Annotated in this window: 19 protein-coding genes and 2 tRNA genes; 10 read left to right on the top strand and 11 right to left on the bottom strand. The window is 60.1% G+C overall.

Annotated elements, in window-relative coordinates; genetic code table 11:
• Nucleotide 1 precedes the first annotated feature (1 nt).
• From nifU to V5D86_RS04870, 3 genes are all read right to left on the bottom strand, one after another.
• Entirely contained in the window at nt 2-436 is a 435-nt protein-coding gene (gene nifU / locus V5D86_RS04880) for a Fe-S cluster assembly scaffold protein NifU (RefSeq protein ID WP_414595696.1), read from the bottom strand.
• A 2-nt stretch (nt 437-438) separates the two neighbouring features.
• Nucleotides 439-1,635, bottom strand: a complete 1,197-nt coding sequence (gene nifS / locus V5D86_RS04875; RefSeq protein WP_414595580.1) for a cysteine desulfurase NifS — start codon at nt 1,633-1,635, stop codon at nt 439-441.
• Nucleotides 1,636-1,706: 71 nt separating this feature from the next.
• Nucleotides 1,707-3,020, bottom strand: a complete 1,314-nt coding sequence (locus tag V5D86_RS04870; protein WP_414595579.1) for an O-acetylhomoserine aminocarboxypropyltransferase/cysteine synthase family protein — start codon at nt 3,018-3,020, stop codon at nt 1,707-1,709.
• Between the two features lie 155 nt (nt 3,021-3,175).
• Between V5D86_RS04870 and V5D86_RS04865 the strand changes: the two genes are divergently transcribed.
• Nucleotides 3,176-3,583 carry an archease gene (locus V5D86_RS04865; RefSeq protein ID WP_414595578.1) on the top strand — a complete coding sequence of 136 codons (408 nt, stop codon included), beginning with the start codon at nt 3,176-3,178 and terminating at the stop codon, nt 3,581-3,583.
• A gap of 19 nt (nt 3,584-3,602) precedes the next feature.
• Here the strand turns inward: V5D86_RS04865 and V5D86_RS04860 are convergent, their stop codons facing one another.
• Nucleotides 3,603-3,965 carry a hypothetical protein gene (locus V5D86_RS04860; RefSeq protein ID WP_414595577.1) on the bottom strand — a complete coding sequence of 121 codons (363 nt, stop codon included), beginning with the start codon at nt 3,963-3,965 and terminating at the stop codon, nt 3,603-3,605.
• A 54-nt stretch (nt 3,966-4,019) separates the two neighbouring features.
• Here V5D86_RS04860 and V5D86_RS04855 point away from each other — a divergent pair, with 54 nt between their 5' ends.
• From V5D86_RS04855 to V5D86_RS04845, 3 genes are read left to right on the top strand one after another with little or no spacing between them, the layout of a single operon-like run.
• Nucleotides 4,020-4,853 carry a geranylgeranylglycerol-phosphate geranylgeranyltransferase gene (locus tag V5D86_RS04855; protein ID WP_414595576.1) on the top strand — a complete coding sequence of 278 codons (834 nt, stop codon included), beginning with the start codon at nt 4,020-4,022 and terminating at the stop codon, nt 4,851-4,853.
• 5 nt (nt 4,854-4,858) lie between these two features.
• The gene (locus V5D86_RS04850; protein WP_414595575.1) at nt 4,859-5,590 is read left to right on the top strand and encodes a geranylgeranylglyceryl/heptaprenylglyceryl phosphate synthase; all 732 of its coding nucleotides are present in this window, start codon (nt 4,859-4,861) and stop codon (nt 5,588-5,590) included.
• 2 nt (nt 5,591-5,592) lie between these two features.
• Entirely contained in the window at nt 5,593-5,961 is a 369-nt protein-coding gene (locus V5D86_RS04845; protein ID WP_414595574.1) for a hypothetical protein, read from the top strand.
• Here V5D86_RS04845 and V5D86_RS04840 read toward each other — a convergent pair whose 3' ends face one another.
• Genes V5D86_RS04840 through V5D86_RS04830 form a run of 3 tightly spaced genes read right to left on the bottom strand, consistent with a single transcriptional unit; the run spans nt 5,962 to nt 8,331 of the window.
• Entirely contained in the window at nt 5,962-7,530 is a 1,569-nt protein-coding gene (locus V5D86_RS04840; protein WP_414595573.1) for a P-loop domain-containing protein, read from the bottom strand. It lies immediately after the preceding gene.
• Entirely contained in the window at nt 7,520-7,978 is a 459-nt protein-coding gene (locus V5D86_RS04835; protein WP_414595572.1) for a PPC domain-containing DNA-binding protein, read from the bottom strand. Before V5D86_RS04835 ends, V5D86_RS04840 begins: the two co-directional genes overlap by 11 nt.
• 11 nt (nt 7,979-7,989) lie before the next feature.
• The gene (locus V5D86_RS04830) at nt 7,990-8,331 is read right to left on the bottom strand and encodes a hypothetical protein (protein ID WP_414595571.1); all 342 of its coding nucleotides are present in this window, start codon (nt 8,329-8,331) and stop codon (nt 7,990-7,992) included.
• A gap of 189 nt (nt 8,332-8,520) precedes the next feature.
• Here V5D86_RS04830 and V5D86_RS04825 point away from each other — a divergent pair, with 189 nt between their 5' ends.
• Nucleotides 8,521-9,672, top strand: a complete 1,152-nt coding sequence (locus tag V5D86_RS04825) for a helix-turn-helix domain-containing protein (protein WP_414595570.1) — start codon at nt 8,521-8,523, stop codon at nt 9,670-9,672.
• A gap of 99 nt (nt 9,673-9,771) precedes the next feature.
• On the opposite strand, the gene V5D86_RS04820 is transcribed toward V5D86_RS04825, so the two are convergent.
• Both V5D86_RS04820 and V5D86_RS04815 read right to left on the bottom strand, forming a co-directional pair.
• On the bottom strand, nt 9,772-10,041 hold the full coding sequence (locus V5D86_RS04820) for a DUF5654 family protein (RefSeq protein WP_414595569.1): 270 nt from the start codon (nt 10,039-10,041) through the stop codon (nt 9,772-9,774).
• A gap of 88 nt (nt 10,042-10,129) precedes the next feature.
• Nucleotides 10,130-10,215: transfer RNA gene (locus V5D86_RS04815), tRNA-Leu, on the bottom strand.
• A gap of 73 nt (nt 10,216-10,288) precedes the next feature.
• Between V5D86_RS04815 and V5D86_RS04810 the strand changes: the two genes are divergently transcribed.
• From V5D86_RS04810 to V5D86_RS04790, 5 genes are read left to right on the top strand one after another with little or no spacing between them, the layout of a single operon-like run.
• Nucleotides 10,289-10,957 carry a hypothetical protein gene (locus V5D86_RS04810; RefSeq protein ID WP_414595568.1) on the top strand — a complete coding sequence of 223 codons (669 nt, stop codon included), beginning with the start codon at nt 10,289-10,291 and terminating at the stop codon, nt 10,955-10,957.
• A 58-nt stretch (nt 10,958-11,015) separates the two neighbouring features.
• Nucleotides 11,016-11,924: an ACT domain protein gene (locus tag V5D86_RS04805; RefSeq protein ID WP_414595567.1), complete on the top strand. Its 909-nt coding sequence runs from the start codon at nt 11,016-11,018 to the stop codon at nt 11,922-11,924.
• On the top strand, nt 11,921-12,697 hold the full coding sequence (locus V5D86_RS04800) for a hypothetical protein (RefSeq protein WP_414595566.1): 777 nt from the start codon (nt 11,921-11,923) through the stop codon (nt 12,695-12,697). The genes V5D86_RS04805 and V5D86_RS04800 overlap by 4 nt, the downstream gene beginning before the upstream one ends.
• Complete coding sequence (locus V5D86_RS04795; RefSeq protein ID WP_414595565.1) at nt 12,672-13,373, top strand: hypothetical protein; 702 nt, start codon at nt 12,672-12,674, stop codon at nt 13,371-13,373. The genes V5D86_RS04800 and V5D86_RS04795 overlap by 26 nt, the downstream gene beginning before the upstream one ends.
• 48 nt (nt 13,374-13,421) lie before the next feature.
• Nucleotides 13,422-14,045 carry a hypothetical protein gene (locus tag V5D86_RS04790; protein ID WP_414595564.1) on the top strand — a complete coding sequence of 208 codons (624 nt, stop codon included), beginning with the start codon at nt 13,422-13,424 and terminating at the stop codon, nt 14,043-14,045.
• Here V5D86_RS04790 and V5D86_RS04785 read toward each other — a convergent pair.
• A complete protein-coding gene (locus tag V5D86_RS04785) occupies nt 14,008-15,408 on the bottom strand; it encodes an aldehyde dehydrogenase family protein (protein WP_414595563.1) in 1,401 nt (466 codons plus the stop codon). The genes V5D86_RS04790 and V5D86_RS04785 overlap by 38 nt on opposite strands.
• 91 nt (nt 15,409-15,499) lie before the next feature.
• Nucleotides 15,500-15,573: transfer RNA gene (locus tag V5D86_RS04780), tRNA-Val, on the bottom strand.
• Nucleotides 15,574-15,676: the final 103 nt, after the last annotated feature.

Raw genomic sequence — 15,676 nt, 5'->3', positions numbered from 1 at the left:
CTCACTCCTCGTCGTATATGTCGTCCTTGGGCTTCCTGAGCCCCTCGATCTCGATGCCGTTCTTCTGTGCGTAGTCCCACAGGGCGGCGTGGACCGCCTCCTCCGCGAGGAGGGAGCAGTGCACCTTGACCTGGGGCAGCCCGTCCAGGGCCTCCATCACGGCCTTGTTCGTCAATTGTAGCGCGCCCTCGACGCTCCTGCCCTTGACCATCTCGGTGGCCATGCTGCTGGTGGCCACCGCGGCCCCGCAGCCGAACGTCTTGAACTTGCAATCCCTGATGATGCCGTCCCCGTCTATGTCGAGGAAGATCCTCATGATGTCCCCGCACTTCGCGTTGCCGACGGTCCCCACTCCGGACGCGTTCTCGATCTCCCCGACGTTCCTGGGGTTGGTGAAGTGGTCGATCACCTTGTCGCTGTACTCCCCGTCGTACATGCTCACGCCTCCCCCTTCTGGGACCTGAGGAAGTCGTCGTAGAGCGGCGAGAGGGACCTGAGCCTCTCGACGGTGTCCCTCAGCACATCGACCGCGTGGTCGATGTCCTCCATCGTCGTGTCCGACGGGATCGAGAACCTCAGCGATCCGTGTGCGGTCTCATGGGGCAGCCCCAGTGCCAGCAGCACATGGGACGGGTCCAAGGACCCCGATGCGCATGCGGAGCCTGTGGAGATGCATATTCCCGCCATGTTCATCGACATCAGTATGCTCTCGCCCTCGATGTGGTCGAAGCTGAAGTTCGCGTTGCTAGGGAGGCGGCGCTCGCGATCCCCGTTGAGACGGGAGTAGGGGATCTCGTTCAGAACCCTCCCTATGAGATGGTCCCTCAGGGTCCTCTCCTTCTCGGCGCGCTCCTCCATGTCCGCCAGAGCGAGTTCGGCGGCCTTGCCGAACCCGACAACCCCCGGGACGTTGGTCGTGCCTCCGCGGATACCGCGCTCCTGCTCCCCTCCATGGATGAGCGGGTCCAGCCTGACACCCTTCCTGATGTAGAGGAGCCCCACCCCCTTCGGCCCTCCGAGCTTATGGGAGCTGGCGCTAAGGAGGTCTATGTTGTCCCTCCGGACGTCTATGTCCACCTGACCGTATGCCTGGACAGCGTCGGTGTGGAACAGGACGCCGTGCCTCCTGGCCACCTCCCCGATCTCCTTGATCGGCTCGATCGTGCCGATCTCGTTGTTGGCGGTCATCACGGAGATGATCGCGGTGTCCGGACGGATCGCCCTCTCAACCTCTGCCGGGTCCACGAGACCGCTCGGGTCCACGGGGATATACGTCACGTCCAACCCCAGCTTCCTGATGTACTCGCAGGCGTTGATGATAGAGTGATGCTCGATCGAGGAGACTATCACATGCCTCCCCTTGGCACGGGGGCCTGTGACGGCCGACCTTATCGCCCAGCTGTTGGACTCGGAACCTCCGGACGTCATATAGATCTCGTCGGGGTCCGCGTTGATCATCTTCGCAAGGCTCTCGCGTGCCCTCTTCACGGCATCCCGCCCGGGCTTTCCCATCGCATGGATGGAGTCCGGGTTCCCGAACTCCTCGATGAAGTAGGGGAGCATGGAGTCCAGGACCTCCATCCTGACGGCGGAGGTGGATGCGTTGTCCAGATAGATCGTCTTCCTAGTGGCCATTTCTCTCATATCCTATTTATTCTATCATTTTAGTATGAATTAATCCGGTAAAAAATCGGGAGACGTACCCCTCAGATCCTCTCGAAAGCCTGCTCCAGGTCGGCGATGATATCGTCGGCATGCTCCGTGCCTATGGAGAACCTGATGGTGGACCTCGTGATCCCCTGTTCCCTGAGCTCGTCATCGCTGAGCTGCGAATGGGTGGTCGTCGCAGGGTGGATGACCAGCGACTTCACGTCGGCCACGTTGGCCAGCAGCGAGAACAGCTTCAGACCGTCTATGAACCGGTGCGCCTCCTCCTGCCCGCCCTCGATCTCGATGGTGAATATCGAACCGGCCCCGTCAGGGAAGTACTTCTCATAGAGCGCGTGACTGGGATGCTCGGGGAGGGACGGGTGGCTGACGCTCTTCACCTTGGGGTTCTTCCTCAGATAGTCTATGACCTTCAGGGTGTTCTCGACATGCCTGTCCACACGGAGCGAGAGGGTCTCGAGCCCCTGGAGCAGCACGAACGCGGACACGGGAGAGATGGCAGACCCGGTGTCGCGCAGGAGGATCGCCCTTATCCTGGTGACGAAAGCGGTGTTCCCGAGCGCCTTCCAGAAGCTGATGCCGTGATAGCTGGGGTTTGGCTCCGAGAGTCCGGGGAACTTGCCGTTGCCCCAATCGAACCCGTCCCCCTCGACGATCACCCCTCCGAGCACGGTCCCGTGCCCGCCGATGAACTTGGTCGCGGACTCGACGACGACGTCCGCCCCGTGCTCCAGAGGACGCAGGAGATAGGGGGTCGCGAAGGTGTTGTCCACTATGAGGGGGACACCGTGCCTGTGGGCGATCTCGGAGATCCCCTCGAAGTCCGCGATGCCGCTGTTGGGGTTGCCGAGCGTCTCGACGAACACCGCCTTGGTGTTCCCGTCGATGGCCTTCTCTACAGCATCGAGGTCGTCCTGATCGACGAACCGGGTATGGATGCCGTAGTCTGCGAGAGTATGTTCGAACAGGTTGTATGTACCGCCGTAGATCGTCTTCGAAGAGACTATGTTGTCGCCGGAACGGGTGATGTTCAATATGGCGTAGGTGACCGCCGCCGCGCCGGATGCCACGGCCAGAGCGGCCGTGCCTCCTTCGAGGGCGGCTATCCTTTTCTCGAACACCTCCTGGGTCGTGTTGGTCAGACGACCGTAGATGTTGCCGGCGTCCTTCAGACCGAAACGGTCGGCGGCGTGCTGGGAGTCCCTGAACACGTACGACGTCGTCAGATAGATCGGGACCGCCCTGGAGTCGGTGGCGGGATCGGGCTGCTCCTGGCCGACATGGAGCTGAAGCGTCTCGAACCTCTGTGCTGCCTTGTTGTTGGGTCCCCCGGGAATGTTGGCGGATTTCATGGATTTTCACCTTTTTGATTGTTGATAATGGAAAGTGGGGGGCGTATATTAATCCTACTGTTTAGGTAGGAATTAATTTCCGAAGAATTCCTATGAAATTAGTAAGAATTCAGAAAAACCCAAGTGTTTTTGACCTCGACGGGGTTCCATGTGACATGGAGAGATACATCCTGGTCGATCACACGGCGGACATGATGGTCAAAGCGTTCGGAAGCACCCTGGAGGAATGCTTCGGCAATGCGGCATACGCCCTGTTCGACCAGACCGTGGACCTTTCCAACATCGGTACGTCCGAATCCATAGAGGTCAGGGTCTCCGGGATCGACGACGAGGACAGACTGTACTCGTTCCTCTCCGAGATGCTGTTCATAGAGGATGCCGACAACCTCATACTGAAGGAGTTCGACGTCCGTTTCGAGGGCGACAACGTCCTATGCACCGCGAAGGGAGAGACCCTGGACAGGTCGAAGCACAGGCTCAGGTCCGAGGTGAAGGCTGTCACCTATCACATGATGGACATCGACAGGGACGGACCGTCCGTCACCGTCCTGTTCGACGTCTGAGCCTTACAGCGTGGAGCGCTCAGTCATCCCCGATCATCTCGTCCGTGACGTCGACCCATCTGGGACCGGCCTCGAAGTCCCCTGCGACGTATGCCTCGACAGCGGACTCTATCTCCTCGAACCTCTTGGTCCTGAGCCTCCACATCGAGAACCCGTCGTCCTTTGGCATCCTGACCTCTGCGACATAGCTCTTCCTCAGGATGACGCCCTCGGTCCATACGGACGCCTGTATGAAGTCCGTGTCATCGTTCGGCTCCGGTTCCACCACGAAGAACTCACTGGCGCCGTCCCTCACCTTGCCGATCTCAGCGAGGATCTCCTCCGTCACCTCGACAGGCCTGGCCTCGGAATCGTCCGTCGTGACATACCAGCATCTGCTCATGGGACCTCGAAGCGTCCCAACTCTATATCAATGCGATTAGACGTAACTCCAGTCGTGAACAAGTACCTCCGGCTATTCAGATTCGGAAACGGCATCATGGGCATAGTGGGCATCATCGTCGGTGCGCTGCTGTCCACCGGCACTGGAATGATAGACCATTGGACGGTCATCATCCTGGCATGCGTTCTCGTGGTCCTGTTCATGGCCGGGGGCAACGCCCTGAACGACTACATCGATGCCGAGATAGACAAGACCGCACATCCGGACCGGCCCATACCCATGGGCGAGATATCCCGCGACACGGCGAGGAACCTCGGCATGGCATTCATGGCGCTCTCCGTGATACTGTCGTTGCCCTGCGCGATACTGGGAATAGGCGGCGGATGGATAACCACGGTCATGGTCGTGATCTGCGCGGTCATGATGATCCTCTACGAGACGGTCCTCAAACAACGCGGATTCGTCGGGAACCTCACCATAGCGTTCCTGACAGCCATGATATTCATGGTCGGAGGGTCCGTCACCGGCCACCCATGGGACAATGCGATATTCGCCGGCATGGCGTTCCTGGTGAATGTCGGCAGGGAAATCTCCAAGGACATAGAGGACATGGAGTCCGACAGGGACAGGAAGACCCTGCCCATGAGCATAGGTCCCAGGCGCGCGTCGTACCTGGCATCGGCGTTCTTCATACTCGGCCCGGTCCTGAGCCTGGTGCCCATCGCGCTCGGGGAGGTCACATGGGCATACTACCTGGTATTCCTGGCAGACGGCATCTTTTTGTATTGTGGGTACATGGTTCCAAAGGACGCGCACAGGGCACAGAAGATGGCTAAGGTCGCCATGATCATCGCTCTGGTCGCATTCATACTCGACGTGATCGTATGACCGTTATGCAGAAACTTCGCGACATGATGACCGTGGAGGGCACCTTGCACATGGCCCTCATCGACCCTGACAAGCAGTCCCCCGAGGAGGCAGGCAGGATCGCAGCCAGAATGCGCGACGCCGGAAGCAACGCGGTCCTCATCGGAGGTTCCACAGGCGTCACCAACGAGAACCTCACCGCCACGACGGTCGCGATCAAGGAGGCGTCCGGCCTCCCCGTGATACTGTTCCCCGGGAGCCCCAAGGCGCTCTCGAAGGAGCTCGACGCGATCCTCTTCATGAGCATGGTGAACAGCTCCGACCCGGCATGGATCATAGGCGCACAGGCATACGCGGCGCCCATCATCAAGGACCTGGGCGTGGAGACGATCCCCATGGGATACATCATCGTCGAACCGGGCATGAAGGTCGGAGAGGTCGGCAAGGCCGTCCCGATAAGGCACAACGAGCCCGAGAAGGCCGTCGCGTACGCGCTTGCCAGCGAGATGCTGGGGATGCAGCTGGTCTACCTGGAGGCTGGGTCCGGGGCGGACAGGCCCGTCCCGCCGGAGATGGTCTCCGCGGTCAAGAGCTCGATAGACGTGCCCCTGATCGTGGGCGGAGGCATCCGCACCCCCGAGGCAGCGGCTGCTGCGCGCGAAGCAGGTGCCGACATCATAATCACTGGAACCCTGCTGGAACAGTGTCAGGACGACTCGGTGCTCAAGGCCGTAGTGGCGGCCGCGAAGGGGGTCTGAGTATGAGCAACTGGGATGGTCAGGACCGCCCCTCCTACAACACCCCCCTGTCCCCGTCAGCACCCATGTGGCTCACGCCTGAGGAGAGGGCCGCCGGGATCAACAGCGACCTGAAGGTCGCGGCGAGGCGCTTCCTGTGCCCCAACTGCGGAAGGGAGTTCAGTCTCTTCCAGTCCAGGGCCGTCGCCTGCAAGGCATGTCCCAAGGCAGGGTCCAACTGCCCTTACGTCCGCTGCCCGTTCTGCGACAAGGAGTACCCGATCCAGGGATTTATCGTCCCCGACAACAAGGCGGACATGGTCCGCACGAACCAGTACTCCGACAGGGTCTTCAACAACTGGCAGGACGCCTACGGGAACAACAGGCGCTGATCAGCCCTTCCTTATGAACAGCATCTGAGGATGCCTGCTGAGCACGGCGGCCATGTCCACCGCGCGTGTGCGGGCATGTCCCATGCCGGTGCCCTCGGAGACGTCATCGGACTCCACCTTCAGTATGGCGCGTTCGCACACCTCCCTCAAGGACAGCGAACCGTCCATCATGTCGCGCGCGACCGCTATCGCATCGGCCACCTCACGCGTCTGACCCTGGTCGAAGAATCCCGCGACAGGAACATGGACCTTGTATTCGCCGATCTCCACCGTACGTATGGCGGGAGCGGATGTGCTCACGTCCTTGCGAGCCTTCTCGAAACTGACGCTCTTGGCGATCGGATAGCGTGCGACCGGCATCCGGAAGTCGCGAGGAGTGCCTGACGACTCCACATCTATGGACGACACGCGGAACCCGTCCATCAATAGGACCGAATCCGCCAGACGGACGGCGGACTCATCACCCGTTATCATCAGGACGGATATCCCCGACGTTCCGAGGGAGTGCCCGACCTCGCTCAGCGGCACGACGGCGTCATCGGGGGACATGAATGCCCTGCGGACGAAGCACGGTGTGGAATACTCCTCATCCACCACGATCAGATGGGATCCGGCCTCGACGGCCTCGTCGACGGAGACGGTCTCGGAGGACGGACCCGACAGGCGGACATCGCCCTGGTAACGTCCGGCCTCTGCCATCACATAGACGGCGTCCGGGTCGGAGACCACGTATTCGCGTCCATCGCCGGGGATATGGTCGTATATCCCGGAGAACACGGCATCGGCGAGCACCGATTTCCCCGATCCCGACGGACCGGTCACGGCGGTGAACCCCTTCCGTATGCCCATTCCGACGATGGGCTCGCCGTTGGGGACCTCGATGGTCACCTTGAGGGAGTCATCGCAGTCGAACGGGACGGCGTCTATCATGGGGGCCAGGTCGTCCTCCCTCCTCGGAAGGACCGAACCGATCGCGATGAAGGATGCGAGCCCCATCCCCGTAAGCTTCGAACGTATGAAGTCCGCATTCTCGGCGGTCTCCAGGTGCTTGTACAGCTTCTGTTCCCTGTATGCCGAGTATAGCATGGATTCCGAGACGATCAGTGCGATCCTCCCGAATATCAGGTCTATCGTGGACATCTCGTCCACCTTGTTCGCCTTGGAGGGGAGGTCGGCGGTGAACCTGGCCTCCACATAGTGCTCCGTGACGATGACACTTCCGCGCGGAAGGATCTCCTGGCCCGGGCGCGGCATGTACACCTCTCCCCCGTCGGTCTTGGGTATGGGGGAGCGCGCATGCGTCCTGGCGGACTCCCAGAAACGTCTGGCGATTATATCGCGGAGGGCGTCCCTGCGGGATTCCGTGGAGTATGAGTCCTCGGGGAACCCTGCACGCCTCATCGGGACACGGACCCTCATCTTAGAATGCCCGGTACGGTCTCCCTGGACCTCGTCTATGAAGAGCTCGAAGCCCTCCGTGACGAACGAGCCTTCGATGTTCTTGTATTTCGCGAAGGGCTTGCCGTCCGCGTTATGGATCGTCTTCCTGAGAATCTCCTCAGACGCCATGTCTGACCTCCAAAAGTCTCCCGTCTATGCGGGGATCCGAGAAATGCCTTGCCGGGCCGTCACCGATGAGCTCCGTGACGATGACCTCCATGACCAGCCATGCGACCGCGTTCGGGCGCAGGTCGCCGGTAGCTGAGAACCCTTTCCTTCCCACAGACCCGTGGATATGGGCGAGGGGATTGCCGTCCTCGTCCGGGAACACCGTGCCGAAACCCGACACCTCGCACGGTCCATCCAGGACGATCGTGACGGGGACCACCTTCTCGCCCACGGGCATCATGGGACCGGATACGATCTCCGATCCGCGACCCAGTGCTCCCACGATGGAGACGGATGCGCGCAGTATCCCGTTGTCCCTGCAGAAAGTCTCCACGGACTCATGCAGGACCTCGCCATCCACGAGCCTGAGGATGAAAATGCGACCCTGCCTGAGTTCGGCACTCTCCATGGGACTGGTCCTCAGCGGTATCTGCTGTACTTGTCGAGGAGCTTGTTGATCTTATCCGCCTCATCCTTCGTGAGGTCGCCGGCGTCCAGGAACGTCTTGATGAACTCCTTGGCCTCTTTGGTGGATACGCGAGAGGCCTTTGCGATGACGGACGCCAGGAACGAGGATGCCTTGGCAGGGTCCATGGTCGACGTCTCGAGAATCTGGTTCATGTCATACTTGAAGGGATTGATACGGTGGGTGTTCAGCATCGCCTGCCTTCTCGTGGACTCCTTGGTCCTCTGAGGCTTGTTCTTCTTGGACTTGTCGTACTGACCGCTGGGCTGCGGTTTGTTGACTACTACCTTGTTCACTCTCGTCGGCGATGATGTTGTGGTTTGACCCGGCACGATTATTGCTCCTATAATCGGTTCGAATCGGCACACCCTATATAATAGGTACGTGCGCGTGCCCGCCCCGTTATATAGAGGTAGATGTCCGGACCGGGCAGAAAGTTCCCCGACCTGCAACATTATTTTAGTCTATCCTGTAATTTGTACCGCATGGATGTGCCGAGAGCCCGCGAGCAGTTGACGGGGACGATCAAGCTGAAGAAAGGGACCGTGCTGCTGTACTATCTGTCATTCGTGGCCGTCACGGTCCTGACGGCCGTATCCCTAATCTACGGCGATCTCGGTGATGCCGTCGTCGGACTCCCGATGATCGTGATACTCGGTCTGACCATATTCACGGACCGCAAGGCGATCCATGTGCCGCCCATGATGATCATCCTGGCCATATCTGCGTTCGTCATATCCCTGATCGGCCATGCCATCGCGACCGACAGGACCGCGCTGATGTATTTCGCCAACATCCTGTCCGGCATAAATCTGGGTCTCATCGGACTGATCATGGTGTACATCCTCCTGAGGTCCATGCCCGGCAACCGCAACGAGAACCGTCGCGTGGTGTCGTTCATCTCGATCTGCATCGCGATAGCAGCGGATGCACTGATCAGGCTGGCCCAATACATCCTGAGCAACGTCACCGGCCGTCCCCTCGACCTCAACGTGGATACGCTGATGACCGAGATGGGATTCATCCTGATCGGGGCACTGCTGGTGGCACTCACGCACAGCTACCGGAAGACGGACAGCCTCTTCGGAGGGATACTCAACTCGTTCCTGGAGGAGAACTCCGAGATGTTCGGCATGGAGGACTCGGAGCGTGCGGAGATCCAGAGGCTGATCGAGGAGGGGGAATCCGAGAAGCTGGAGTTCAAGTCCACGCTGAGGACCAACCTCCAGACGGGAGAGACGGACAAGAGGATGGAGAAAGCCGTCCTGAAGACGATAGTGGCATTCCTGAACTCCACCGGAGGGAACCTGCTCATAGGGGTCGCCGACGACGGGTCGATCATCGGAGCGGACGTCGCCTCCTTCGACAACAAGGACAAGATGAACCTCCATCTGAGCAATCTGATATCCTCTCAGATAGGGGCCGCATTCCTGCCCAACCTCTCCATAGTCACGGTGGACTTCGACGACAAGACGGTCATCCGCGTCACATGCATGCCCAGCGAGAGGCCCGTGTTCCTGAAGGAGGGCAAGATCGAGATATTCTACGTCCGCAAGGGGCCCCAGTCCGACGAGCTCACCGGTATGACCCTGATCAACTATGTCAACAACAGGAGAAGCGGCCTCCGCATGATCTGAGGCGTGGATGTCGGTGGCTCTCCGCCCCACCCGTAGACGGGACGGAGGACACCCCGGTAAATCGTTTCAGGCCCACTTGTCGGAAGGCCTGGGTCTGTCTCACTCCTCTTCCTTTGAAAGGTGGAGCGCTTTCTTCGCGTTGTTAAGGGACCTGGCGATGAGCAGGGTCATGATGACGGCCAAGATTGTGACGATGGCCGCATAGACGACAAGTCCGAGGAAATCGTTGCCAGAGGGGAAGAGGAGAGCCACTCCCTTCTTGATGGCCTCGTTCCATGCGAGTGCGGCAACCAGTCCGAAGGCTGCCGTGATCAGAGATGCAAATGTCTCAAGGAGCTGTACCTTGAATTCGTCGCTTTTTCCCGACATGCGGTCAGGATTTACGAGCTTGATATATTCCATTTGCCATCGGAAGGGCAAAAATGGACGGATACGACCGGGCGATTCCGACCCGTACTGGTGCGGGGGAGGGGATTCGAACCCCTGAACCGCTAGGGACGGGATCTTAAGTCCCGCGCCTTTGGCCAGCTCGGCCACCCCCGCCGATGATGCCCAACGATGACCCGATTAATAAACTCGCCACATCCGCAATATATGTGGAATGCCATGCACAAGCATGGCTTACAGGATCCCGCCCGATGAGGAAGTGGCGAAGGCCATCGACAACGTCCTCATCAGGACACCGCGCATGCATTCCCAGAGGGAGCTGTGCGAGGCCGTCTCCGCGGAGCTTGCGTTCACGGACCCGCTGTACAGGGCAGGCGCTGAACGCATCAGGAGGATCGGCGTCGACAGGGGCATAATAAGCCTCGAGATCTACTACGCATCGACCGACCGGGACCTGGGATCGTCCTGCCCGGTGTGCGGCGACATCCTCATACCGGTCCGCAACCGCACGCTCGACGGAGGGATCGTCGAGATGAGCAGGGGGTGCAGGCGTTGCAAGTACGTCGCCAGAGGGACCGAGTCCAGGCCTGCGAGGTACGAGATCACCAGGAAGGCGGCCATCGACTCAGACTCCAGGGTGTCCATGCTCCGCGAGGCGCAGTCTCTGCTCCTCAGGGCCGCGGACCTCATGGACGGCGCACTCAGGATGTCCGGGATCGAATCCCGCTCCGGAAAGGACTCCAGGACCATCAGGAGGATCGCGGCGGACCCGTCGTACGGCGGAAGCCTGAGCAACCTGTCACTGGACCTGGAGAGGCTCGAGAAGGACCCGGTCTGGACCCAACCCCTGGTATCTCCCAAGAACCTCTACAACAAGGGCGATTCAGAGCCCCGCTGAGCCAGATGCGGACGGCCGACGCAAAGGTATTAGTCGGCGCTGTCGCATGGCGTACCCAATGAAGATCTGGGAGTTCGCCAAAGTCGAGGGATCGTCCATCAAACTGGACGGTTGGATGTCGGACACCATGGGACTTGTGGATGGCGGCATCGTGTACAGCACGCTTTTCAAACACCCCGCGGGAGGTCCGAAGGACTACGAAATCATACTGTCCATGTTCCCTCAGGAGAACTACAGGACCCTGACTCACATCACGATGTATCTCGACGACGTCCCCGGATCCAGCGCCCAGGCGTCGAAGTTCCTGGCGTCCCGCGAGATCAACATCCTCAACTCGATCTCGCTCAACGGCATATCCGACACGGTCATCGTGTGGAAGCTGATGGCAGACCTGAACTTCGCCGGAGAGGGCGACATCCTGAGGGAGGAGTTCGAGACGCTGAAGGCGAAGAACGACCCCTCCGTGTCCAAGATCGAACGGATCGACATCAAACCTGCGGAGATCGGAAGGCTGTTCAAAGGAGCCAGCACCACAGGCGGGAAGGAGGAGATCCTCAGGGGATACCCCTCGGAGATCAAGGACGGCATATTCCAGGTGTCCGAACAGTACGGCGACTTCTTGGGGGACATCGACGGCCAGAACGTCCTGATCACCATGGATGCCGATGCGTGGATCCTGTCAATCACTTTCTTCAAGAAGGACACGAAGCTCGTCAAGGTCGGACTGGAGATGCCCGACTGCCCCGGCGGCATAGAGCAGGCACTCGAGGTCATCGCCGGATGGAACGTCAACCTCATATCCGTGTTCAGCAAGGTCAAGATCTGCTACGAGACCATGTATCTCGAGCTCGTCATGGACATAGGCAAGAGCGACCTGTCCGCCAGCGAGATCCGCGACAGCCTCCCGGGTTGCGTCAAGGGACTCAACGGGGTCTACACCGTGAAGGAGTTCACGGAACTGAAATGAATGTCACCGTACAGCTGTCCGAAGTGACCCTCGGCAAGGGGGACTACTCCGCCGGAGGGGCATGCTCCGAACCTTTCCTGGAACAGGACGGTGCGAGACGCCGCAGACCCATGGTGCTCGGGGAGGTTTCGGCCGATCCGGAAAGGTGCTGTCCCCTGACGGCGGAGATGTTCTCCGGCAGGGCGGCCGACCCCTTGGAATGGGCCGCCATGTGGAGGGATATCGGTGCGGACGGCATCTACGTGCGCGCGGACGGGGTTCCCCCTTCTGACGTGGCGAAGCTCGTGACGGAGATGTCCGACAGGACCCGCCTCCCGATCGCGATGGACGGGTCCGATGAATGCCTCGGGCTGTGTGCGGAATCCGTGTCCGATTCCACGCTAATCCTAATCGGGGACGGCCAATCATACGACCTCGGGGCCCATGCGGTTGCCGTCCCGATCGATTCACTGGAGGACTACGGAGGGGCGGCGCCCGGAAGGGCGAACAGGATGTTCCTCATCAGGGGGACGTTCACCGATGCGGACCGCTCGTCGCTGGCGGAGGAGATCCGCAGAAGGGCGCTCATGGGATCCGAGGATTTCGATGCCCCCATCGTGTTCGATGTCACGCCGTCATGGGACGCGGGCTTCGCCGATGCGAGGGTCGCGTCCATGGTCGAGGCGGAGTCCTGCCTCGTCGCGATGCTCTCGGGTGCGGACGTCCTGATAGTCAGGGGCCCGGGAGCGGCCGACATGGCCAGGGTTTATGGTGAGGAACTTGCGGACCTGTGACAACATTACCGAGATCGACGGGATCGCACTGGACGCACCCGCGTTCGCACTTACCGTGTCGGACGCCCTGACGCCCGACATGATGGCGGACCGCCTGAGGTCCATAATGGAGAGGGCCGATACGTGTCCGCATCTGAGATTCGTGTGCGTCAGGGACGACGCCATGGACGGGAGATCCCTGACATCCGCGGCATCCATGGCGTCCGAATGCGGACTGGGATTGATCGTCCGTTCCGACATCCCGGAGAACATCGGGGCGGCCGTCTCAACGCTGGAGGGCCGGAGGCCCCTGGTCACCGTACCGGACCTGACACCGACGGACCTCATCGATATCGCAGGCCGCATGGACCTGCCGATCGCCATTTGCGACATGGATCCGAAGAACATCATGACCCTGTGCGACATGGCCGAGGCCGAAGGGTGCAGGGACATCGTCCTCGGTCCGCCCACGGTCAGCATGAAACAGTGCCTTGAATCCACAGTCATGGTCGGAAGGCTCTCCGGAGGCACCCGTCCGATGATGGCCTCGGCATGGTCAGGGGAATATGCGCTCACCATAGCGTCCGTGTCCGTGCTCCGCGGCGGCAGACTGGTGATACTGGATGACCTCGACGCCGAATCATGCGGAGTGCTCGACTCGCTTATGGAGCAGCATGGTGGACGGTACACGTTCTAAGATTGTCTGAATAGCAACCTTTATGGTTGCCACACATATGGGCGACCGATGTTCATATCGAAGTTCACACGCATCGACACGATGTCCTGGCCGGGCATGTTCCTGTCCGTCGTGGACGTCATGCCGGGCGAGGGGGACGGCGAGAACATGGACATCGTGGCGAATGTCCTTCGCGATGACAGGGATTCCATCGACGGGGTCATGTTCAGATGCGAAGGGGAGGACCCCGAGAACATGGAGGGTTTCCACAACCTGATCAGGCATGTCCGCCCGAGAGGGATCGAGTCGATTCTCATAACATCCGGGAACAACCCGGATGCGCTCGACGACCTCGTCGGAGCGGGGTATGTCACCATGGTGTCCTTCCGTCTCGAGGACAGGCCGAACCCCAATCAGCTGAGTAGCATAGCCAAAGTGGCGTACGCCGGGGCCAGGTTCACCGTGGCAATGGTCCTGGACCCAAAGACCGTGACCGCCGAGGATGTGGCGTTCACCGCGGACGTGACCCCCGGACACTCGGAGTTCGTGCTCCTGGTGCCCAGGGACCCTGCCCCGCATTTCAAGAAGAAGGACCTGAACGCCCTGGTCAAGTCCCTGAAGGGCAGGGCCAAGAACGTCAGGGTCCTCGATTATGTCAGAACGACGACAGGTCCAGACCAACAACGGGACTGAGTCCCCTGCTGCTCTCGTTCACATAGGTCATGGGGGCGTCGACGGCCTCCTTGAACCTGGATATGACCTTGGCATCCTTGGAGAATATCCCTGCGGACATGCCGCACTCGGTCATGGACAGTTCCTCGAACGCCTCGTCCAGCGTCGGCACGACCTTGATGTCGAGTATCGGAAGCCCGGAATCCATGTATCCGAGGTCGTTGTCCTCGTCGAGACCGGACACGATGATGGGCGAGACATAGTTCACCTGGTCGGTGTCGGAGCACTTGGGGGCCTTGGATATTATGAACGGGGAGTTCTCCAGGGCGAGGTCCCCGAACCTGTCGGCGGCATCCTTCGAGATGACCGGTCCGGTGAACGTCCTGTCGTAGATGGGGTCCCCGACCCTCAGGTCCTTCATCAGCTCCACGAGGGCATCGACGAGCCTCTGCTGCTCGTCCATGGTCACGATGACCTTCGAGCAGGAGTGGATCCTCTGACCGCTGTACGAGAATGCGGAATCGATTATGTTCCTCGCCGCGGCCTTCATGTCGCCGGGACGGTATACGATCGCAGGGCTCATCCCCTTCAGGTTGTTGATGAACCTCAGCTCATCGTCCACCTGGAGGAACATCATGTCCTCCATGCGGTCCCCGGACCCGGACGCCACGACCCCGCGCAGCCTCATGTCGTTGGCCAGCTCGGGGGTGGACTCCGACTCGTTCCTGTCGACGACCAGGTTGAGGACGCCTCCGGGAAGTCCGGAACGCTCGACCGTGGAATAGAAGTCGAATATCGTCAGGGGACATTTGTTGGACGGGTTCATCACGACGGCGTTCCCGGCGACCATCGCACCGACGGCGTATGCCACGGGAGACGCCAGAGGGGAGCTGTGCTCGGTTATGACCGCCCAGACGCCTCCTCCCTTGACCTTTGCGGTCGCGGCATTGGAGATGATCCCCTCCAAGGCCTTGATGAGGGAGTCCACCTCATGGAGCGCGTCCTCGCGGACCATCCCCGACGTCACGGAGACGAGCGCCGCATAGTGCATCCTCCTCGCCTTCAGACCGTTGAGATACGGCAGGAAGTGGGATGCACGCTTGTCCGCCGGGACCTTGGACCATTCCTTGGCAGCCTTCTCGGCAGCGGTCACGGCCTCCTTCATGGTCCCCTTCTCCGGCTCCTGGAACGACCCGTACCCTATGGTGTCGTCAATGGGGCTGATCAGATAGAACAGCGTCCCGGAACCGACCTTGAATCCTCCGATGTAGCAAGGATGGTCCTTCTTCTCGCCACCGAGGACGATGTCGACCTCCTTCTCAAAAAGCCTGCCCTCCTCGGTGCTCTGGGTCTCCGGGAGTGAAGCGTCTGTGATCTCTGCCATCGAGTCGGAATCGGATAGCTCTGATTAATCTGTTGCCCATGGAACGGATGATATGCCGCCCCTTTAAGGGGACATTGAAAGAATGCATGAGTGGACCCAGCCGGATTCGAACCGGCGACCTCCGCCGTGTGAAGGCGACGTCATAACCAACTAGACCATGAGTCCAATATGACACCGCAATCCGTCGCTGTATTTAAGACAATTGCCGAGAGATAGTGTGTTTCCTAATTCCTCGATTCTGTAATTCAATCTGGTTGTTTCTTCAAAA

Origin of the sequence: Candidatus Methanoprimaticola sp. MG2 (assembly GCF_047501175.1) — an archaeon.
Lineage (GTDB): Archaea > Thermoplasmatota > Thermoplasmata > Methanomassiliicoccales > Methanomethylophilaceae > Methanoprimaticola.
The sequence above is the reverse complement of the archived record's forward strand: the minus strand, read 5'-3'. Positions and strand labels throughout refer to the sequence as shown.